General features: G+C 36.1%; 21 protein-coding genes. 6 read left to right on the forward strand and 15 right to left on the reverse strand.

What is annotated here, in order from left to right; translation table 11 throughout:
• Nucleotides 1-17 precede the first annotated feature (17 nt).
• From FYJ80_RS09130 to FYJ80_RS09150, 5 genes are all read right to left on the reverse strand, one after another.
• The gene (locus FYJ80_RS09130) at nucleotides 18-593 is read right to left on the reverse strand and encodes a manganese efflux pump MntP (protein ID WP_154426175.1); all 576 of its coding nucleotides are present in this window, start codon (nucleotides 591-593) and stop codon (nucleotides 18-20) included.
• Complete coding sequence (locus FYJ80_RS09135; protein ID WP_154426176.1) at nucleotides 593-1,696, reverse strand: DUF362 domain-containing protein; 1,104 nt, start codon at nucleotides 1,694-1,696, stop codon at nucleotides 593-595. Before FYJ80_RS09135 ends, FYJ80_RS09130 begins: the two co-directional genes overlap by 1 nt.
• Nucleotides 1,689-2,495 carry an RsmB/NOP family class I SAM-dependent RNA methyltransferase gene (locus FYJ80_RS09140; protein ID WP_154426178.1) on the reverse strand — a complete coding sequence of 269 codons (807 nt, stop codon included), beginning with the start codon at nucleotides 2,493-2,495 and terminating at the stop codon, nucleotides 1,689-1,691. The genes FYJ80_RS09135 and FYJ80_RS09140 overlap by 8 nt, the downstream gene beginning before the upstream one ends.
• Nucleotides 2,496-2,516: 21 nt before the next feature.
• A complete protein-coding gene (gene trhA / locus FYJ80_RS09145; protein ID WP_154426180.1) occupies nucleotides 2,517-3,173 on the reverse strand; it encodes a PAQR family membrane homeostasis protein TrhA in 657 nt (218 codons plus the stop codon).
• Nucleotides 3,174-3,255: 82 nt separating this feature from the next.
• Complete coding sequence (locus FYJ80_RS09150; protein ID WP_328596770.1) at nucleotides 3,256-3,735, reverse strand: divergent PAP2 family protein; 480 nt, start codon at nucleotides 3,733-3,735, stop codon at nucleotides 3,256-3,258.
• A gap of 87 nt (nucleotides 3,736-3,822) precedes the next feature.
• Between FYJ80_RS09150 and FYJ80_RS09155 the strand changes: the two genes are divergently transcribed.
• Both FYJ80_RS09155 and icd read left to right on the forward strand, forming a co-directional pair.
• Nucleotides 3,823-5,766 (forward strand): aconitate hydratase, encoded by a 1,944-nt coding sequence (locus tag FYJ80_RS09155; RefSeq protein WP_154426182.1) that lies wholly within the window; start codon nucleotides 3,823-3,825, stop codon nucleotides 5,764-5,766.
• Nucleotides 5,763-6,938 carry an NADP-dependent isocitrate dehydrogenase gene (gene icd / locus FYJ80_RS09160; RefSeq protein ID WP_154426184.1) on the forward strand — a complete coding sequence of 392 codons (1,176 nt, stop codon included), beginning with the start codon at nucleotides 5,763-5,765 and terminating at the stop codon, nucleotides 6,936-6,938. Before FYJ80_RS09155 ends, icd begins: the two co-directional genes overlap by 4 nt.
• A gap of 41 nt (nucleotides 6,939-6,979) precedes the next feature.
• Here icd and FYJ80_RS09165 read toward each other — a convergent pair whose 3' ends face one another.
• Nucleotides 6,980-8,299 (reverse strand): citrate synthase, encoded by a 1,320-nt coding sequence (locus FYJ80_RS09165; RefSeq protein WP_154426186.1) that lies wholly within the window; start codon nucleotides 8,297-8,299, stop codon nucleotides 6,980-6,982.
• A gap of 15 nt (nucleotides 8,300-8,314) precedes the next feature.
• Nucleotides 8,315-9,241, reverse strand: a complete 927-nt coding sequence (locus FYJ80_RS12180; protein WP_328596771.1) for an NAD(P)-dependent oxidoreductase — start codon at nucleotides 9,239-9,241, stop codon at nucleotides 8,315-8,317.
• Nucleotides 9,242-9,270: 29 nt separating this feature from the next.
• On the opposite strand from FYJ80_RS12180, the gene FYJ80_RS09175 reads away from it, so the two are divergent.
• Nucleotides 9,271-9,573, forward strand: a complete 303-nt coding sequence (locus FYJ80_RS09175) for an ArsR/SmtB family transcription factor (protein ID WP_235899627.1) — start codon at nucleotides 9,271-9,273, stop codon at nucleotides 9,571-9,573.
• On the opposite strand, the gene FYJ80_RS09180 is transcribed toward FYJ80_RS09175, so the two are convergent.
• Both FYJ80_RS09180 and FYJ80_RS09185 read right to left on the reverse strand, forming a co-directional pair.
• Nucleotides 9,562-10,176 carry a Maf family protein gene (locus tag FYJ80_RS09180; protein WP_154426192.1) on the reverse strand — a complete coding sequence of 205 codons (615 nt, stop codon included), beginning with the start codon at nucleotides 10,174-10,176 and terminating at the stop codon, nucleotides 9,562-9,564. The two genes, FYJ80_RS09175 and FYJ80_RS09180, sit on opposite strands and share 12 nt — an antisense overlap.
• A complete protein-coding gene (locus FYJ80_RS09185) occupies nucleotides 10,173-12,098 on the reverse strand; it encodes an ABC-F family ATP-binding cassette domain-containing protein (protein WP_235899628.1) in 1,926 nt (641 codons plus the stop codon). The genes FYJ80_RS09180 and FYJ80_RS09185 overlap by 4 nt, the downstream gene beginning before the upstream one ends.
• A 133-nt stretch (nucleotides 12,099-12,231) precedes the next feature.
• Here FYJ80_RS09185 and aroE point away from each other — a divergent pair, with 133 nt between their 5' ends.
• A complete protein-coding gene (gene aroE / locus FYJ80_RS09190) occupies nucleotides 12,232-13,668 on the forward strand; it encodes a shikimate dehydrogenase (protein WP_154426196.1) in 1,437 nt (478 codons plus the stop codon).
• On the opposite strand, the gene FYJ80_RS09195 is transcribed toward aroE, so the two are convergent.
• From FYJ80_RS09195 to FYJ80_RS09215, 5 genes are read right to left on the reverse strand one after another with little or no spacing between them, the layout of a single operon-like run.
• Nucleotides 13,665-15,227 (reverse strand): hypothetical protein, encoded by a 1,563-nt coding sequence (locus FYJ80_RS09195; protein WP_154426198.1) that lies wholly within the window; start codon nucleotides 15,225-15,227, stop codon nucleotides 13,665-13,667. The genes aroE and FYJ80_RS09195 overlap by 4 nt on opposite strands.
• Nucleotides 15,202-16,866 (reverse strand): DNA repair helicase XPB, encoded by a 1,665-nt coding sequence (locus FYJ80_RS09200; RefSeq protein ID WP_154426200.1) that lies wholly within the window; start codon nucleotides 16,864-16,866, stop codon nucleotides 15,202-15,204. The genes FYJ80_RS09195 and FYJ80_RS09200 overlap by 26 nt, the downstream gene beginning before the upstream one ends.
• Nucleotides 16,853-17,923 carry a chorismate synthase gene (gene aroC, locus FYJ80_RS09205; RefSeq protein WP_154426202.1) on the reverse strand — a complete coding sequence of 357 codons (1,071 nt, stop codon included), beginning with the start codon at nucleotides 17,921-17,923 and terminating at the stop codon, nucleotides 16,853-16,855. The genes FYJ80_RS09200 and aroC overlap by 14 nt, the downstream gene beginning before the upstream one ends.
• Entirely contained in the window at nucleotides 17,913-18,437 is a 525-nt protein-coding gene (locus FYJ80_RS09210; protein ID WP_154426204.1) for a shikimate kinase, read from the reverse strand. Before FYJ80_RS09210 ends, aroC begins: the two co-directional genes overlap by 11 nt.
• A gap of 34 nt (nucleotides 18,438-18,471) precedes the next feature.
• Nucleotides 18,472-18,948 carry a hypothetical protein gene (locus FYJ80_RS09215; protein ID WP_154426206.1) on the reverse strand — a complete coding sequence of 159 codons (477 nt, stop codon included), beginning with the start codon at nucleotides 18,946-18,948 and terminating at the stop codon, nucleotides 18,472-18,474.
• 79 nt (nucleotides 18,949-19,027) lie between these two features.
• Here FYJ80_RS09215 and FYJ80_RS09220 point away from each other — a divergent pair, with 79 nt between their 5' ends.
• Nucleotides 19,028-20,176, forward strand: coding sequence for a deoxyguanosinetriphosphate triphosphohydrolase family protein (locus tag FYJ80_RS09220; protein WP_154426208.1), 1,149 nt, complete (start codon nucleotides 19,028-19,030; stop codon nucleotides 20,174-20,176).
• Here the strand turns inward: FYJ80_RS09220 and nrdR are convergent.
• A complete protein-coding gene (gene nrdR / locus FYJ80_RS09225; RefSeq protein ID WP_154426210.1) occupies nucleotides 20,173-20,643 on the reverse strand; it encodes a transcriptional regulator NrdR in 471 nt (156 codons plus the stop codon). The genes FYJ80_RS09220 and nrdR overlap by 4 nt on opposite strands.
• Nucleotides 20,644-20,736: 93 nt before the next feature.
• Between nrdR and FYJ80_RS09230 the strand changes: the two genes are divergently transcribed.
• A complete protein-coding gene (locus FYJ80_RS09230; protein ID WP_154426212.1) occupies nucleotides 20,737-20,910 on the forward strand; it encodes a hypothetical protein in 174 nt (57 codons plus the stop codon).
• Nucleotides 20,911-21,029: the final 119 nt, after the last annotated feature.

Below are 21,029 nucleotides of genomic sequence, written 5' to 3' on the forward strand. Positions count from 1 at the left end.
CAAATCAAGCAGAGGGGCTAAAAGAAGCTAGAAATAAATATCTCTAAGCCGATAGTTATTAAAATAATACCGCCAAATATATTGGCTTTTCTTCCGAGCTTTGAGCCCGCCTTTTTACCAATTATTAAGCCAAATGTACATATTATAAAGGTTACTATCGCGATAATATTACTTGCTGTTATAGCGTAAAACCAATTATATTCTGCAATCGTAAAGCCAACAGATAGAGCATCAATACTAGTCGCTATACCTTGTATAATTAGCTTCTTGAAGCTAAGAATAGTACACGCTTCATGCTCATCCTCTTCCTCTTTTTCTAAGAACATTGAAATACCAATATATGATAACAATGCTAAAGCAATATATGGGATTATCTTCTCTAGTGCTTTAAAATAATTAATAATAGTATGAACACATACCCATCCAATCATTGGCATTAAGGCTTGGAAGAATGCAAAGGTAAAAGCAATTAAAACAAGCTTTTTCTTTGTCATTTTGCACTCATGTAAGCCATTTGCTAATGAAACAGAGAATGCATCCATCGCAAGTCCAATACCTAGTGCAATGCTATTAACAAAAAACACACTATTCATTATTTATCCTTCTCAATTGTTATAGCAGCTACTGGACACATTTCATGACAGCAATAGCATCTTACACACTTTGTTTCCTCAAGTGTTACAACATTATTTTTTAAGCTAAGTGCTCGTGCTGGACATATATCGATACAGCGCTTACACCTAATACAAAGCTTTTCATCAAAATTTGGAGTAGGGCGTTTTTGAGCCTTCTTTCTATCAGAACCACGTGTTAAGAAAGGAATTAATAGAGATTTAATAAGACCTTCCTTTTTAGCAACATCTACAATCCTATAATCCTTAATTATTAAGTCATTTGGATCTAATAATGTCCAAGTTGGTGTTAAGCTAGTTAATCCCTTTCTCTTTCCTTCATTTAATATTGGAATGTCATCCTGCTTGTATGACATGATTATTCTCATCGCTTCATCTACCTCGAAGCAATCAGAGGAACCAATTAATAAGCCAATTTGTCTTAGTGTTCCATTAGCAGGTCCAGGTCCTTCCATACCAATAATTCCATCAACGATACCATAGTTACAATGGCTTTCCTTGAAGATATCACAAATTAGAGCTGCAAACTTCTCTCTTGATGCAGCTTTAATGTGGCATGGACTTTTATTTAAACCAGGAAGAGTTCCAAACATATTTTTTACACACCCAGTTAAATACATAAGCTCATGAGTTTTAAACTTTGCAATTGAGATAACGACATCAACCTCATCTAAAACTCTAGCCATATTAAGCTTAGTTTTTCTATTTACCTTATGTGTCCTAGGATTATCAGCAAAGTTAACCCAAGTTGCATTAGTTCTTTCACAAACAGCTGCTATTCCACAGTTTTTTCCATGAAATTGAGGCGTATGCAGACCTGGAGAGTCACCAACTAGGACCTCTCTTGCTCCCTTACTTTTAACTATGTTAACCATTGCTTCAACAACTACAGGGTTAGTAGTTATACCTAGCTCAGGCTTACTATCAGATAAAATATTTGGCTTTAAGAGTACTCTTTTATTCTCAACAGCTGGAAAATCTGAATTCTCAATAATATTTATAAGAGAACTATAAACTAAATCATATTCATAGGTTTGACACCTTTGTATTGCAACCTTACTCATCTTTCTTCCTTATTAAACAGGCATATAAAGGACCTAAATTATTCGCACTATCTGGAAGGATAATCCTACCATAGGCTCTCTCCTCGCTAAACTCTAAATCGAAATTAATAATATCAAATAAAGACTCTTTTCGTTTTATAAGCTTCTCAATTACCTTTTCATCCTCTTCTGGATTAATTGAGCATGTAGAGTAGAGAATATACCCACCTTTTTTTACAGCATCAAAGGCACTTGCTAAAAGTGCATATTGCTCTATAGCAAGCCTTTTTGGTCTAGATGGTGACCACATTGCTAAATGCTTTTCACTTTTTATTACATGGCGCTCTGAAGAGCATGGTGCATCGAGTAAAATAGCATCATATACTTCCTTTTCATGTAAGCCCCAAGTAGAAGCATCGTAGCAGGTAGTTTTAATTCTCTCCTGCCATTGCTCAGGTATGTGTGATCTAATAACTTCGTCCAAGCGTTGCTTTCTATCTCTCGATCTATCATTAGCTGTAAGGTAAATATTTCCATTCATTTTTGAGAGCATCACTAAGGTTTTTCCACCAGGAGCTGCACACATATCGAGTACATTATCACCTTCCTTAAGTGGAAGTAGTTGAGCAACTAAAATGGATGCTCTATCAAGGAAATATTCGCTTATTAGATTTTGAGAAAAGCTAACAGCCTCATTATCCTTTAATAGAGCTTCTTTAAGTTTTATATATCTGTCCTTATAGATAGCACTATAGTAGTTATCAAAAGCTTCAAGACGTTTAATTCTTTCTTTTTCTGCCTTTTCCTGTTTCTTACCCATAGAAACATATGATAAAAAAAATTATAAAAGTGTTCTATATAGTCCGATATAAAACCATAACGATCCTGCTAGAACAAATAGATGCCAAATAGCGTGGTAGTGAGGTATTTTCTTAATTGCATAGAACACAACTCCAATAGAGTAGGTTAAGCCACCTCCAATTAGATAATAAATTAATTCATGTGGAACATAGGGAACAACGTCGTTCCAAAATAGTACAAGACACCAGCCCATTAATAGATATAAAATAGGGTGAAGAGGCTTTAAGCGTCCCCAGAATACTAGTGTAAAGCAAACTCCTATCAAAGCTAAAAACCACATGAAGAAGGTTAAGTAAATACACTTTGTACTTCCTACATACAAAAGTATTGGTGTATAGGTTCCTGCTATTAAGAAGTAGATATTACTATGGTCAAGGATTCTACAAATTCTTTTCGCATTACCTTTTTCTAAATAGTGGTATAGTCCCGATGCTGTGTAGAGCAAAACATTGGATAGTGCAAAGATAATAAACCCAATTTTAAGTGATATTTCAGTTGTGCTTTTAAATTTTAAGACAACTAAAAATAATCCAATAATAGATAAGAAGGAGCCAAAGAAATGTGTGTAAGCATTTTCTCTTTCTGCCTTTTTATCATCATAGTTTTGAAGTGTAATATGTTTTTCTAACCAATTCATAGGAGTAAGCTACAATTTTAATTAATAATCGTCAAAGATGATTATTAACTGAATAGTTTTTCTCCCTAGTGATTATTAACTATTAGATGATTAGGTATGTTCCTACTATACCAACTAGTAAGCCTAATACAAGGCCAGCAAGAACCTGTGAGAAGGAGTGTCCTAGCATTGTTTTTAAGTGCTCTTGGTTAAATAATCCATCCTCATGGATTTGAGAAAGGATTTTAGACCACTCATTTATTACCTCTGCCTGCTTTCCTGCCTCCTGTCTAACTCCCATAGCATCATGCATTACAATAAATGCAAATACTAGGCTAATTGCAAAGGCTACAGAGCCAACACCCTGCGAAATAGCTATTGAGGTAGTAAGTGCAGTTACTGTTGATGAGTGAGAGGATGGCATACCTCCTGTAGTTATAAACATATGCTTATCAAATTTATATCCCATAACTACAGCAATAAATGGCTTTACCACCTGTGCAAGCACGCAGGCAATAATAGCACAGATTAGTGGTGCGTTATGGAGAAAATCATCATTTACTATTTTTATTATATTATTCACGAATAAAGATTTTATAATCCATTTAGTTTTCTTGCAATATAAAAGAGATAATGGTATTTTTTTTGGTAAATTATAGGAGATGACGAAATGGGATACTCAATAACAAGAAAGATTTTAAAAGAGCATTTCATGGGTGGAAGTCTTAAGGCTGGTGAAAGCCTAGACCTTAGAATCGACCAAACCCTCACTCAGGATGCAACTGGTACAATGGCTTATCTTCAATTTGAAGCTTTAGGGCTTGATAAGGTAAGAAATGAGCTCGCTGTTAGCTATGTTGACCACAATACTATCCAGGTTGGCTTTGAAAATGCAGATGACCATAACTATTTAAAGAGTGTTGCTGCTAAGAAGGGCGTAGTATTCTCTCGTCCTGGAAATGGTATTTGTCACCAAGTCCATCTTGAACGTTTTGGAGTCCCAGGTAAGACTCTCTTGGGTTCAGATTCCCATACTCCAACTGGAGGTGGTATTGGTATGCTTGCAATAGGAGCTGGTGGTCTCGATGTTGCATTAGCTATGGCAGGTGTTCCTTTTACAATTATTGCACCAAAGGTAATTGAGATTAGACTACACGGAAAGCTTAGACCTTTCGTATCTGCAAAGGATGTTATATTAAAGGTTTTAGAGCGTTTCACAACTAAAGGTAATGTAAATACTATTTTTGAATATACAGGAGAGGGTGTTAAGACACTATCCGTTCCTGAAAGAGCAACAATATGTAACATGGGTGCAGAGTGTGGAGTTACTACATCTCTATTCCCATCAGATGAAGTAACATATAGCTTCCTTAAGGCTCAGCATAGAGAGGAGTGCTTTAGAGAGCTTTCTTGTGATAGTGATGCTGAATTCGATGGTCTTTTTGAAATTGATTTATCAACACTTGAGCCTCTAACAGCTTGTCCTCATTCACCAGGTAATATTAAGAAGGTAGCAGAGCTTGCAGGTAAGAAGATCGACCAAGTATTAATTGGTTCCTGTACTAACTCCTCCTACCAGGATTTAGTAAAGGTTGGTCAAATATTAGATGGTAACCATGTAGCTGAAAATGTTTCCTTAGGTATTGCTCCTGGATCAAGAGAGGTTCTTGAGATGATAAGCAGTGACGGAACATTATCTAAAATGGTTAAAGCTGGCGCAAGAATTCTTGAAAGTGCTTGTGGCTTCTGTATTGGTAACCACTTTAGCCCATGTACAGATGGAGTCTCATTAAGAACTAACAACAGAAACTTTGAAGGAAGAAGTGGCACAAAGAGTGGACAGGTATATCTTGTAAGCCCTGAAACAGCTGCTATTTCAGCAATAACTGGTGTATTTACTTCTCCACTTGAACAAAACATTGTCTCAAGTGTTGAAAACGTTAATGCAGAGAATTTCTATACAGATGATTCAATGCTTATCTTCCCTCCAACGGATTCAAGCGATGTTACAATCGTAAGAGGACCAAATATTGGCCAGCCACCACACAACGTACCACTTAATGATAAAATTTCCGGTAAGGTTGCTATCAAGGTTGGTGATAAAATTACTACTGACCACATAATGCCAGCAGGTGCAAGATTAAAGTACCGCTCAAATATTCCTCTCTACTCAACCTTTGTATTTGAAGGTGTAGATAAAGATTTCTCAGCTAGATGTGCAGCAAGGAGAGATAGTAATATTGCGAACCTCATTGTTGCGGGCTATAGCTATGGTCAGGGCTCCTCACGTGAGCATGCTGCACTTTGTCCAATGTACCTTGGAGTTAAAGCAGTTCTTGCACTCTCTATTGAAAGAATTCACCAAGCAAACCTTTGTAATGCTGGTATCATCCCTTTAACACTCATGAGTGAAGATGACTACAATAAAATTAATAGTGATGATGATATTGTAATTGAAAATGCAATTGAGCAGATTAAGAGTAGTGATTTAGTTAGCGTAACAAATAAGACACAGGGATATACCTTTACTTGTAAGCTTGATGTTACTCAAACTCAGAGAGATATGCTCTTAAAGGGTGGAAGACTTAACCAAATCAAGGAGAGCTTAAAATGATTGAAAGAGAGGTTGTTTATATCGAAGGTGATGGAGTAGGAAAAGAGATTACTCCTATGATGATTAAGGTCCTTGATGCTGCTATGGCTAAATGCTATGGAGATGAGAAAAAAATTAAGTGGACCGAAGCTTATGCAGGTGGAAAGGCTGAGGAGTTATTTAATACAAATCTTCCAGAAGAGACCTTAGAAAAGATTAAAGAGGTTGGCCTTGCTATTAAGGGCCCTCTAATGACTCCAGTTGGAAAGGGTGCGAGAAGCTTAAATGTTGCTTTAAGACAGATGCTAGATTTATATGTTTGTCTGCGTCCAGTTAAGTACTTCTCAGGTGTTCCTTCTCCTGTAAAGCACCCTGAAAAGGTTGATATGGTTGTATTTAGAGAAAATACAGAGGATATCTATGCTGGAATTGAGTGGGCTAGTGGAACCGCTGATGTAAAGAAGGTAATTGACTTCTTACAGCAGGAAATGGGAGTTAAAAAGATTAGATTCCCAGAAACCTCTGCTATTGGAATTAAGCCAGTTAGTAAGGAGGGTAGTGAGAGACTAATTAAAGCTGCTATCGATTACGCAATTGCTAATAAGAGAAGAAGTGTTACCTTAGTTCATAAGGGTAATATCATGAAGTTTACTGAGGGTGGCTTTAGAAATTGGGGCTATGAGCTTGCAAAGCGTGAGTATGGTGGCTATGAGAAGGATTCTAGAGTCTTTATCCCTGCAAAGCATGGTGATATCGAGATAAAGGATTGTATCTGTGATGCTTTCCTACAGAATATTTTGCTAAAGCCAGAAAACTATGATGTAATTGCTACCTTAAACTTAAATGGTGACTATGTATCAGATGCATTAGCTGCGGAGGTTGGTGGTATTGGTATAGCACCAGGTGCAAATATTAACTACACAACTGGCTGTGCAATCTTTGAAGCAACTCATGGAATTGCTCCAGATATTGCAGGAAAGAATATAGTTAATCCTCTATCAATTATTCTCTCTGGTGAAATGCTACTTAGATATGCTTCTTTCGAGGAGGCAGCTGATTTAGTTCTAAAAGCAGTTGATAAAACTATTGCATCAAGAAGAGTTACTAGAGACTTCTATGTCTTAATGGACAAGGATAATGCAACAGAGCTTTCAACCTCAGATTTTACAGCTGAATTGATAAAAAATATGTAATAAAAAGTAAAGGCGGAGGCACGAAGCTTCCGCCTTTTTAACTAAGCTAAAGTATTTTCCGCTGTTCTTAAGCTAAGTGGAATAACCTTTCTAGTCTCAGGTCCAGCATAGATTTGTCTTGGACGACCAATCTTTTGATATGGATCATGTCTCCACTCAAGGTAGTGAGCTATCCAACCAGGTAATCTACCCATAGCAAATAGTACTGTGAACATCTGCTGAGGAATTCTCATTAGATGGAATATAATACCTGTGTAGAAGTCGATATTTGGATATAGATTTCTTTCGATGAAATAATCATCATGGATCGCAATATCCTCAAGCTCTAATGCAACCTCCATTAAGGAGTCATGCATGCCTTCAACATTTAATACTTCCTGACACATCTGCTTTGCAATTCTAGCTCTAGGATCAAAGGTTTTATAAACTCTATGTCCAAAGCCAGATAATCTAAAGGTATTACTCTTATCCTTAGCCTTTTCAACTATTTCCTTAACAGATAAGCCTTCCTTGATAATCTTATTAAGCATCTCAATTACAGCTTGGTTTGCACCACCATGCTTTGGTCCCCAAAGCGCACAGCATCCTGCTGCAACAGATGCATATAGATTTGCTTCCGATGATCCAACTAATCTTACTGCACTAGTTGAGCAGTTCTGCTCATGGTCTGCATGTAAAATTAATAGCTGGTTTAGAGCCTTTACATGTACAGGATCTGGATGGTAATCCAATACTGGAGAAGAGAACATCATATTTAAGAAGTTCTCACAATAGGAGTAATCATATCTTGGATCAACAAAGTCATATCCAATTGATTGTCTATATGAGAATGCTGCAATAGTTCTCATCTTTGATAGGAGTCTTGTAACAGTTAAGTCGATGTTATCCTCAGGATCCTTTTCCTCCATCTCTGGGTAGAAGGCAGATAGAGATGCAACCATACTAGCTAGAATTGCCATAGGGTGGGCATCATGTGGGTATGATCTGAAGAAGTTTCTCATATCTGTATGGAGCATTGAATGCTTATTTAATAGACGTGCATAGTTACTTCTTTCATCCAGGGTAGGTAAAACTCCCTTAACAAGAAGATATGCAACCTCAATAAAGTCACAATTCTGGACTAAATCAGCGATATCATAGCCACGATATCTTAAGATACCCTTTTCGCCATCGATATAACAGATAGATGACATACATGAACCTGTATTGATAAAGCCTGGATCATAGGTTATATACCCTGTATCCTTTCTAAGAGATGCAATATCAAGACTTTTATGGCCCATGCTATCTGTGATAACGCCTAATTCTACCTTTTTATCCCCAGGTAGAATGAGAGTGGCTCGTTCGTCTTCTCTTATCATACAACCCCTCCATATTTAGAAAAGTTTTTCTCCAATTAAGCTCTCAAGAGCCTTTACAAGCGCTTGAGTACCATTTCTTCCATAGCCCTGTGAAATTAAAGCAGTATATAGCTGCTTTACGAGAGAAAGTCCTGGAAGTGCAAGACCCATATTCTCAGCTTCCTCTAAGGCAATCTTCATATCCTTTACAAAGTGTTCAATCATAAAGCCCGGATCAAAGTTACCTTTAACTACTCTAGGAGCTAGGTTATCGAGAGTCCAGCATCCTGCTGCACCCTTAGAAATAGTATTTAACATAGTATCTAAATCGAGATGTGCCTTTGCTGCATATACTAATGCTTCACTAACACCAATCATTGTTCCTGCAATAGTAATTTGGTTACACATCTTTGTATGCTGTCCAGCACCAACCACGCCATTGTGGTTTATTGTCTTTCCCATTATAGAAAAATATGGGTAAAGTGCTTCATATGTATCATCCTCTGCACCTACCATAAAGGAGAGAGTAGCATTTCTTGCTCCTACATCTCCACCTGAAACTGGAGCATCTGCAAATGAAACATTATAAGGCTTAAAGGCATTCGCAATCTTTACCATTAGTGATGGCTTAGTAGTTGTCATATCACAGCAAATTAATCCATCATGAAGAGCTTCAATAACACCATTTTTACCTAAATAAACCTCTTCAACATCATTTGGAAAGCCAACAATAGAAAATAGAATATCAACATTTTTGGCAACTTCCTTTGGGCTATCACACCAAATAGCGCCATTATTAATTAAAGCATCAGCCTTGCTTTTTGTTCTGTTATAAACAAATAGCTGTAAGCCACTTTTTTGTAGATGTGCACTCATAGAGGCACCCATTACACCTAAACCAATGAATCCAATCTTCTTTTCCATGACCCGATAATAGGAAAATTTAAAAGATTTGTATAGCACAAAATTATTTCATGGAATATGATTTGTTCATGAGTGATCCTATTTTAGAAGAAGAATTAATTGATATTGCAGATTTCTTTAAGGTTTTTGCTGATCCAACACGATTAAAGATTCTATTTCTTTTGAATGAAGGTGAGTGTAGTGTTAATACTATTGCAGAGCGCTTAGAGATGAATCAAAGTGCAATTTCTCAGCAATTAAAGACTCTAAGAAGCTCTAGACTAGTTAAATTTAGAAAAGAGGGTAGGAGCATAATCTACAGACTAAATGATGACCACATTACTAAAATACTAACTCTAGGAAGGGAGCACTACGAGGAGCTAATTGGTTAATAGCTTTAGTAGTGCTTCCACAGGACAGCCTATAACATTAGTCCAGCTACCCTCTATACTCTTTACAAGCTTATAGCCACTCTTTTGAATTCTATATCCACCTGCAGCCCCAATGTACTCTCCAGTATTTAAATACCATTCAATTACATCCTCAGTTAAGGCCTCAAATACAACCTTTGAAACATCATAGGTTGAAAAAATACCCTTATTTGGTAAATAAGCGCTAAGTCCTGTTAAGACCTCCTGCTCTTTATCAGAAAAGGAGGAGAGTATAGCCTTTGCATCCTCCCTTGAGTGTGGCTTTCCAATTAAAGTTGAATTAAATAATACTAATGTATCTAAGCTAATAGCAGGAAGAGTAGGTATAAATTCATCACTCTTTAAATAGCTATCAAGCTTTTGCTTTGAAAGAGTTGTGACTACTTCCTTTGGCTCTGTTAGGCCACATAGCTCATTAATATCTTGAGGTCGTTGAATAACATTTATTCCCATATCTGTTAATAATTGTTTTCTGTTCTCACTAGCAGAAGCAAGAATAATAGTTGGACATGCCTTTTTAAGAGCTTTTATTAAATAGCTTTCAACAATTGGTTTTTCTATCATAGTAGCTCTGCCTTACTATTTTCTAATCTTTCAGAGGCTTCGAACCAGCTTTCCTCTAAGCTATCAAGAGCCTTTTCCTTCTCTTCCTTTTGTTTTACAAGCTCAGATATTTTTGCTGCATTGGAATAAATAGCAGGGTCTGCCATCCTTTCCTCTAAGGCTTTAATTTCGTTTTTTAGCTTATCGCAAGAAAGAAGTAAGTCATCACACTCTTTTTCAAGCTTTTGAATCATATTACGTTTAGCCTTTTGCTCCTGATGTGATTGAGATTTGTTCTCAATAACATCACTTTTCTTCTTTTCGCTTTGTAGGAATTTATTTTCCTTTTCCTCAAGCTTATATGCAAAGTAGTCGTAATCACCCTCGAAGAACTCTGGCTTATCATCTGAAAGGTATAAAATCTTAGTTGCAAGATTTTTAATAAAGTGTGTATCGTGGCTTACAAAAATTACAGTACCATCATATGCTTTTATTGCCTCTAAAAGCATCTCCTTAGCATTGATATCGAGGTGGTTTGTAGGCTCATCGAGTAATAGTAAATTACATGGATGAAGTAATATCTTTAATAGTGATAATCTAGATTTCTCACCACCAGATAGAACACTAACCTTCTTAAAGACATCATCACCATTGAATAAAAAGGCTCCTAAAAGAGATCTTAAGCGAGGTATATCCTTTGTATCTGCGATGCTCTCTACCTCCTCAAGGACTGTATTATTATCATTTAGTGTTTTTTCATTATCCTGTGCAAAATATCCCTTCTTAACACCTGCACCATCTCTTACTACGCCTTTAAAGTCATCATCGACTCCAGCAAGAATTCTTAATAGTGTTGATTTACCTTCACCATTACGACCTGTAATTGCAAGTCGTTCCTTCTTCCTTACAACGAAGGAAAGGTCCTCAAAGATAACATTACTACCATAGGCCTTAAAGAGCTTTTCAATTACTAATACATCGTTACCACTATGTGGTGCCTCTGGAAATGAAAATGAAAGCTTCTTTAAATGGTCAGGTATTTCAATAAGCTCTGTTTTCTCTAAGCTCTTAATTCTTGACTGTACCTGCTTTGCTTTAGTTGCTTTATATCTAAAACGCTCGATAAACTCTTGAGTCTTTTCTATCTCAGCTGCCTGCTGCTCATAGGCCTTTTCAAGCATCTGGATTTCTGCCTCTCTTTGCTTTAAATAAGAGGTGTAGTTACCTGAGTAGCGAGTGAGGTTACCCTTAAATAATTCATAAACACAATCAACTGTATCATCTAGAAAGCCTTGGTCATGGCTAACAAGAATAACACCACCATCAAAGGCCTTTAAATAGTTCTTTAGCCAAACCATAGCTTCAATATCGAGGTAGTTAGTTGGCTCATCGAGTAATAGAATATCTGGGTCCTCGACAAGAATTCTAGCTAGAGCTATTCTCATTTGCCATCCACCAGAGAAGGTAGAGGAGGGTGAGCTTAGGTCACTCATCTTAAACCCAAGTCCTTGAAGAATTTGTTCTATCCTACTTCTTCTATGGTAGTAGCCAACATCATCAAGAATTTCATTTATCTCATTCATCCTTGAAAGAATGTGTGAGTATTTATCCTGTTGACCTATGCCATCAAGCTCCTTTGCAATTTCCTCATACTCATTAACTAAAGCTTTGTACTTATCATAGCCCTCCTCAGCAACCTCATAAACACTCTTTTGAGGAAGTAGAATATCTGCTTGAGGTAGGTAGCTGACAGTAATACCCTTAGTTTTGGAAATATTAATTCCATCGGCAGGTATTATCCCTGTTATTACCTTTAAAAGTGTAGATTTTCCACACCCATTAGCACCAGCTAGGGCTGCTCTAGTTTTTTGATCTATAGTAAAGCTTACATCATTAAGTATTTTCCTATCTGCAAAGCTTAGACAGGCATTCTGAATTTGCATCGTGAACATAGTTATTTAGAATACTAGAGAAAAAAGAAAGGTACAACTAATAGAATAAAAAGAATACAAAATGCATATTATTGCAGTTTTTTGTATAAACGTATAAGATTACTAAATCATGAGGAGATGATTAATGATTTGTCTTACACTGTCTGACTCTACACTTGAAGAATGCGTAAAGACTACAGAGAAAAATTCAAAATGGATTGATGCCGTAGAATTAAGACTTGATTACCTTAAAATTGAAGATCGTGAAAGAGCAAATCTTTTCCCTTCAATGGTTAATTTCCCAGTTATTTGTACACATAGAAGAGTACAGGATGGTGGTAGATTTGAGGGCAGTGAGAAACAAAGAAAGGCAGAAATACTCAAGGCTCTAGATGGTGATTTCAAATATGTTGATATCGAGGATGATATCAAAAAGTGCGAAATTGACGAAAAAGCAAAGGAAAAGGGAATAAAAATTATACGTTCCTTCCATGACTTTAATGGAATCCCTAATGATATTTACTCTAGAGTTATTACACTAAAGAAGAGGGGAGATATAGCAAAAATTGCTGTTACTCCTAAGGGAATATTAGACACTATTACACTCTTTAATGCTCAAAAGGAATTAAAGGATGTTGAGAAGATAATTATTGGAATGGGGCCATATGGAGTTGCTACTAGAATTCTATATAAGAGAATGGGTTCAATCTTAACATTTGCTTCAGATAACCAAGCAGCTCCAGGTCAGCTTAGAGCTAGGGAGCTAAAGGAGCTATATCAGGCAGATAAGGTTAATGATAAAACTGCAATCTATGGAATCATTGGAAACCCAGTAGAGCATTCAGCATCTCCATTAATTCATAATCTAGGCTTTAAAGCTATACATTACAATGCAATATATGTACCTTTCCTAGTAGATAACGCTAGAGCCTTCTTTGCACTTGCAGAAAATCTACAAATGAGAGGCTTTTCAGTTACTGTACCTCATAAGGTTGAGGTTTTAACATACCTTGGAAATATTACTAGAGAAGTTAAGCAAATTGGAGCTTGTAATACTGTTGTTAGAACTCCTGGTCTATGGAAGGGTATGAATACCGATTACTATGGCTTTTTAATCCCAATTCTTTCTGATATCGAGAATGGTAGAATAAAGAATGCTTTAGTAATAGGTGCAGGTGGTGCGAGCTATGCTATTGTATGGGCACTTAGAAACTGGGGTGTTAAGGTTACTATTTTAAATAGAACTCTATCTCATGCAGAGAGGATTGCTAAGATAAATATCTGTGCCTTTGACAAGCTTGAAAATGCAAAGAACTATGAAGGTCAGGTTGACTTAATCGTTCAAACAACCTCTGTAGGTCTTTCTACCTTTGAAAGTCCTATTGAAGGCTTTAAGTTTACAGGAAAGGAAATAGCATATGATATTGTCTACAAGCCTCATATGACTAAGTTCTTAACAGATGCTAAGGCGGCGGGCTGTAAGCTACATTTTGGTGATGAAATGCTCTTTGAACAGGGTAAGCTACAGTTTGAGGCCTTTACTGGCTACCACTATCCAAAGAATTTAAAGCCTGAGCTTTAATCGAGCTCACTAACCTTAAAGATTTTATCGACTAAAGCTATTTTCTCTTCACCCTTGATGGTGAGTAATTTAATATTTGGAAGCTCGACCTTTAGAGGAAGAGCTTTTATTGTTTCATCCTTAAACTTAAGCTCAAGAAAGCGTATGTTACACATGGACACTAAATAACTAAGCTTCTTTTGGTAATCAAGTCCCCAAATAGCTTCATGCTCACAGCTCTTCTTTATTCCCTTTGCCATCTTGCTTGTTAAGATTTTATCATCATCTATTAAAGAGTGAATTGAAGGATTACTAATGCTCTTTAAATATTCTTTATATCCTTCATCAAAGCAAATAGCTCTATCTAATAGATTAAGAGAGCCTTCATATTTTTCTAATACAATAGGCTTTGTGTCATCACTATCAGAGATATAAGAAAGCTCCTTTTGACATAGCATATCAAAGCCACTGCGCTTTAAGATCTCAATTACTCTTTTATCTCTTTTAAAGATAAAGGAGTAGGTTCCTACCTTCTTAATAATAAATGGCTTAAGCTCTTCAACTGCTTCAATAACTAATGCTAGCTGCTTAGAGGTTTCTAAATAGAGAGAGTCATGAAGCTTAGTCATCTCATACTCCTCTCTCCAAGCAGATAGTCTAGATTCAAATATAGAGTTATTTACTCCATAGCTTCTAAGCTTTGATAATATAGTTTGCTCTGTTAATCCATTATCAAAGGCATAGCGTATACTTGATTTAGTAATCTTATATACACAAATTCTATCAATAGTTACTGGCTCAGCAATTTGATAAATTAGCTCATCCTCTGTATCACCTTCAAAGTAAACAAAGAGCTCTCCTGTTATTGTATAGCTTGGCTTCTTTTTCTTATCTTCAAGGACAAAGCATAGCTCAGATGAATTAAGCTGACTTATAAATAGCTCCTCTATTGAGGTGCTATAAGAGAGTAGGTGATATAATACCTCAAGCTGGGAAAGCTGTAGGATTTTTTTAGCTTTATCAAAATCGATATAGGAATTATTAATTAAGCTATCTCTTTCACACATTGCTTTAAAGTGTGAGATTAAAATAGCTAAATTTTCTTGACTAATATTAGTAAAGATTTCGCTAAGCTTAGCCTCTATACCTTTACCACTGACACTTGGTCTAATACCCTTACTTGAGATTAATGCAAATAAAGCTCTTAAAAAGCATTTAATATCAATTCTATTTGAAGAATCCTCATATATTCCCTTTAATGAGTTTAGCTCAGAAGCAATTTCAGGTATTACCTTTTCATCATATAGATAAAAATCATAGAGCTTTTCATTTGTCCTAGGGATATAGCAAGCTAGATTTAATTTTCTCTTTAAAAGTAAATTATATTCACTATCAGAGAGAGCTTTAATTAAATCCTTAATATTCTCTTCATTACTATAGAAGCTTAAAATTCTTTTCTTTTTTTCTTCTAAGGAAAATTGAATATCCTTCCTCTTAAATAGAACCTCGTAACGATATTCAATCATCCTTTGTGATTGATTATTAATCCAGCTATCACATATCTGGGCTTTCGATTTCATAGCTATATCCCTGTTCTGCTAAGAACTTCTGTCTATTTTGTGCAAAGTCCTCCTCGCTAGTGAACTTAGTCACAATAGTGTAGAAGTGGCTATCCTTTTCCTTTGGTCTTAGAATTCTTCCAAGTCTCTGTGCTTCCTCCTGTCTTGAGCCAAAGGAGCCAGATAGCTGGATAGCAACAGATGCATCTGGAAGGTCAATTGCATAGTTTGCAACCTTACTTACAATAAGTACATTTTCCTTACCACTTCTAAAGGCGTCATAGAGTTCATCTCTCTTTTTATTTCCTGTAGAGCCTGTGATCATAGGAAAGCCAAAGCGCTTTTTAATCTTTTCAAGCTGATCAAGATATTGAGCTATGATTAAGATTCTATCACCCTCATGCTTATTTAAAAGCTCCTCAACTACCTTTTCCTTGAGAGGATTTTCAGCTGCTATTCTATATCGTCCAGCAGCTCCCTTAGCTGTTGCATATTCAACTGCCGCCTCCTCAGAGAGAGGAATTCTTATCTCATGGCAATAGGCCTTTGCAATGAAGCCTTGACGCTCAAGTACAGACCAAGGAGTATCATAGCGCTTTGGACCAACAAGTGAAAAAACTTCAGCCTCTCTATGATCCTCTCTAACTAAAGTTGCTGTAAGTCCTAAGCGGTACATCGATTGTATCTCTGCTGTGACTTTAAAGCATGTTGCAGGAAGCATATGAACCTCATCATAAATTACTAAGCCCCAAGGATGGTCTGTCATCAAGGAGAAATGCTTATACTCATCACTCTCAGTAGTTCGATAAATTAGGATTTGATATGTAGCAATAGTAATCGGCTTTACTTCCTTAAGCTCTCCAGAGTACTCTCCGATCATATCCTCAGTTATATCTGTTTTATCGAGTATCTCTCTCTTCCATTGATGAACAGAGGTAACATTAGGACATAAAATTAATGTATGTGTCTTAAGCTCACACATAGCATGGATACCAACTACAGTTTTACCTGATCCACAAGGAAGTATTATGTTTCCATATCCCTTTTCATTTTCTCTTGACCCTAAGAAGGCTTGTACTGCCTCTCTTTGATAAGGTCTTAGTGAAAAGCTCTTTTTTGAAAGAGTTACATCTCTTTCATTTATCTCTAGCTTTTCACCCTTTTTAAGTGGAATTAAATCATCTGTTGGAAAGCCAAGCTTTATTAATTGAATCTTTATCTCACCTCTCTTATACCAAGGAACTAGAAACGAGTCCTCGCTAAAGGGCTGAAGGATAGCCATAAGAGTCTTTGAGGAGATAATTTGAGCCTTAAATAGGGAGCCCTTAACAGTTAAAAGATGATAATCATTATCATATGGGGTAAGCTTTATTGCACCAAATCTATCTAAATTATCCTTAATAAAGAAGAGTAGGCTTTGAGGGATTTCAAAACGAGATAAATCCTCAAGAGTTGAGATAATATCCTCATAGCTTTTCCCCATAGCTGCTGCATTCCAAATACTGATATTTGATACTTGATAGGTGTGCATATGCTCAGGACTTTTCACAAGCTCTGCAAATTGTGAAAGCCTTACACGTGCCTCCTCCGCTCTAGGGGAGTGCACATCTAAAAGCATAGTTTTATCAGATTGTACAAACAGCGGTTTATCTTGATTCATATGCTCTCCAAACAAGGTATCTATCTGCTAAAACAATAGCTGTCATAGCTTCAACTACAACAACAGCACGTGGAACGATACATGGGTCGTGTCGTCCCTTAATTTGAATTTTTACATTCTCTAAGCTTTTATTAATTGTCTCCTGCTCCTTATAGATACTAGGAGTAGGCTTAAAGGCGGCACGGAAGATGATATTATTTCCATTTGAAATTCCACCTAAGATTCCACCAGCATTGTTTGTATCAAAGGTTACTTTGCCATCCTTAACGTGCATTTTATCATTATTTTGGCTGCCATATAGCTTAGCACTCTCAAAACCTGAGCCTATTTCAAAGCCCTTACAAGCTCCAATAGATAAAATTGCATGTGCAAGTAGTGCATCAAGCTTATCAAAGCAAGGGTCCCCAAGACCTGGAAGCATACCACTTACATGACACTCAATAATACCACCAATACTATCTAAATTATCCTTAGCGTCTTTAATTTTATCGCGCATTAGGATAGCTGCTTCCTCATCTGGACAGGAAAGCTCATTATTAAAAGTATGGTCAAAGTCAAGCTTCTTTGCTTTTACATCACCAATTTGGATAGTACCAGCTTTGATATTAATTCCGATCTCCTTTAAAAGAAGCTTAGCAACAGCACCCGCTGCTACTCTCATACTAGTCTCTCTACCAGATGATCTTCCGCCACCTCTATAGTCTCTTATTCCAAATTTCTCAGTATATGTATAATCGGCATGACCTGGTCTAAATACATCCTTAATAGCAGAGTAGTCCTGACTCTTTTGTGAGGTATTTTTAATAATCATGGTAATAGGGCAGCCTGTAGAGTAGCCTTCAAAAACACCTGAGATTACCTCTATTTCATCACCCTCATTTCTAGTTGTTCCAAGAGAGTTTGCTCCAGGACGTCGTCTATTCATCTCACTTTGAATAAAATCTAAATCAAATTTAATTCCTGCTGGAAGACCATCGATGGTTACTCCTAAAGCAGGTCCATGTGACTCACCAAAGGTATTTACGCTAAATAAGGTTCCAAAAGTATTACCTGCCATATGTTTCCTCCAAAATTGAAATAACCCTTCTCTCTGTTTCATCCTTTGAGCTATAAGGTCCAAGAGCGATTTCTAAATCCATGTATGATCTATAAATAGCATCACGTCGTAAAAATAGCTCATGGAAGGTTTTTCTTGGGTCAGGAGTATCTAGAAAGGGTGGTAAACCCTTTTGCATTATTTTATCAAAGATTAGTCCTTCATCTCGTGTTAAATAAATAATTTTTCCACTGCTCTTCATTAAAGACATAAGTGGTGTGTTATCACAAACACCACCTCCGAGTGAGAGTACAAAGCCATTATTTTTCTCAATAAAATCCTCTACAGCCTTTCTCTCTTCTATAATAAAAGCCTCTTTACCATATTTTTTATAGTATTCTCTAACTGTAAGCGGTTTAATATTTTCTAAAACAAGATCATCACTATCGGCCCAAATTAAACCCTTTGCAGCTGCAACACGTTTAGCAAAGGTTGTTTTTCCAGAATGCTTCATTCCGGTGAAGAAAAAGTTCATACATCACTCCTGTATTGAGCGATGATTATACTATTTATCTGAAATTTTTAGAACTAGGATTATCAAAAAGAGTTAAATTGCATTCATCTTTTCTATATAGCTTTGGCTCATATGCGCCATTCTCTAATATCTCTTTTTTTCTTTTTGAGAACTTAATAAACTCTCTTCTTTCAATCTTCTCAAGGAAAAGTGCTTCTTGATAGTTCTTCTTCTGGTCATTAGAAACTCTATTTCTTAGAACACCTCTTTTTAGAGCATAGTGAAAGGTAATAACCATGAAATACCAAAAGGCAGCTAGAAATACAGGGAAGGCTAATACTACCTTTGGATATGAAAAGAAGGACATTTGAGGATATAGTAAAATAAAAAAGTTATTTAAGGTTAATAAAACCGATAACACAAATGGAATAATCCAGAAAAAGCCTTGCCTTGAGAACACAAAACGTAAGCAGGATAGTGTTGATAAAAATGTTAAAAGCAATGCAACTAGTGGAATTACGTATTCACTCATAGCTAATATAATATCATCATTGGCATACTTTGAAAAATGGTTCTTTATATTAATCTTTCTCTGTTTTATTATTTATTTTATGGAAAAGCTATTTAATGACATTGACTTAGAGCTACTTGTAAAAAGAAAGAATTCTAGAAAGGAAGATTTTCGTGGTGCCTTTTATCGTGATACCACCGCAATAATACACTCATCTCCATTTAGAAGATTAAAGCATAAAACTCAAGTATTCTTTGCCCCTTCAAATGACCACATCTGTACTAGAATGGAGCATGTTTTACATGTTTCTTCGATTGCTTCAACAATTTGTAGACCTCTTGGGTTAGATACAGAGCTTGCCTGGGCAATTGGAATGGGCCATGATTTAGGTCATACTCCATTTGGCCATGTGGGTGAGGTGATTATGGATAAGATAAGCCAAGCTAAGGGCTTTGGCTGCTTCGAGCACGAGGTTAATTCTCTTAGAGTAGTTGATAAGCTATCTGATAATGGAAAGGGCTTAAACTTAACCTATGCAGTAAAGGATGGAATAGTAAGCCACTGTGGAGAGCACTTTGTACAAAGAATCATCCCTTCCTTCGAGATAAAGGATTTAGATAGTATAAAAACTAGAAGGAGCTTGGTTCCAACAACCTTTGAAGCAACAGTAGTTCGTTTCTCTGATTCCATTGCATATCTTGGTAGAGATTTTGAGGATGCAACACGCTTAGGTATTTTATCCGAGCCTCTTCCTGAGGATGTAAAGAGTGTTTTAGGCTCTACTAATGGCGAAATAATAAATACACTTGTCACAGATATAATTGAAAACTCCTCACAAAGTGAGGGAGTCGGCTTCTCTGATAAGGTTTATAAGGCTGTAGAGAGGATGAAGGATTATAATTATAACTACATTTATCGCTCAGACATCCTAAAGGGCTATACATCCTACTTTGAAAGATTATTAAAGCTTATTTACTCATATATTGAAGGCTTATTTAAGGATGGTGTTGATATCAAACAGTCGTGTGAAGCAGAGAAGAATATGCTTGCTGCGGGCTTTTATGCTCACTATGCAGAGATGAAGGATGTATATGCTTCAATGAATGAGGGTGTAGATAGATTAATATTTGACTATGTTGCAGGTATGAGTGATAACTTTGCACTCGATTGTGCAAATGAAATTCTTAAGCCTGAACACTTAAATGATAAAATTGAGTTAAGCCAAAGAGGTAAGTGGTTCGACGCTTAAGAATTCTTTACTTGGTTTGCAATGTGTTCTATTTCCTCGATGAACATATCTAAGTCGTCGAAGGCACGATAAACAGATGCAAATCTAACATAAGCAACTGGAGATAGTGTGTAGAGCTGCTTTAAGGTTTCTTCACCTATCTCTGTACTTTTAACAACCTTTTTATTCCTAGCAATTTCTCGAACATTATCCTCAATCCTTTGAAGGATTTTCTCTATATCCTCATGATTTATTTTGAGCTTATCTGTACAAGTTAAAATACCTCTCTCAACCTTTTTAATATCAAAAGGCTGCTGAGAACCGTTTTTCTTAATAACTATGATTGGCTTTTCCTCAATCTTCTCATAGCTAGTAAAACGATACCCACAGTTGAGGCATTCTCTTCTACGCCTAATCGTTGTCGAGTCTCTGTTTTGCCTTGATTCAAGGACTTTATCTTGTTCATGGCTACATCTAGGACATTTCATATTAGATATTCTACTATATTTTTTTCATTAAGTGGGAAGAAAAAATAAAAAGAGTTGTTGAAATGGTAACATTTTGTGTTTAATATAACATATATGGTCAATTCAATATCATCATGTGTAAAAACAATAATTAATAGAACTCCTTTCATAAATGAGATGCTTATCCAAGATGTGATAAGCTATTCTAATTTGGCAAAGAATATTCATAAAAAGGTTGAAGCAATGTATTGCTATCCAGTGAATAATAGCGCAATAGTCATGGTATAGATAGCTATTTTATATATAGATAATCTAGTCAAAATAATCAAAATAAATGAAGATAGATAACCAACAATAAGACTAAGAACTAGTCAAAATATTTGAAAATGAAAGAGTAAAAAATATGA

The organism is Bullifex porci, from assembly GCF_009695635.1.
Classification (GTDB): Bacteria; Spirochaetota; Spirochaetia; order Sphaerochaetales; family Sphaerochaetaceae; genus Bullifex; species Bullifex porci.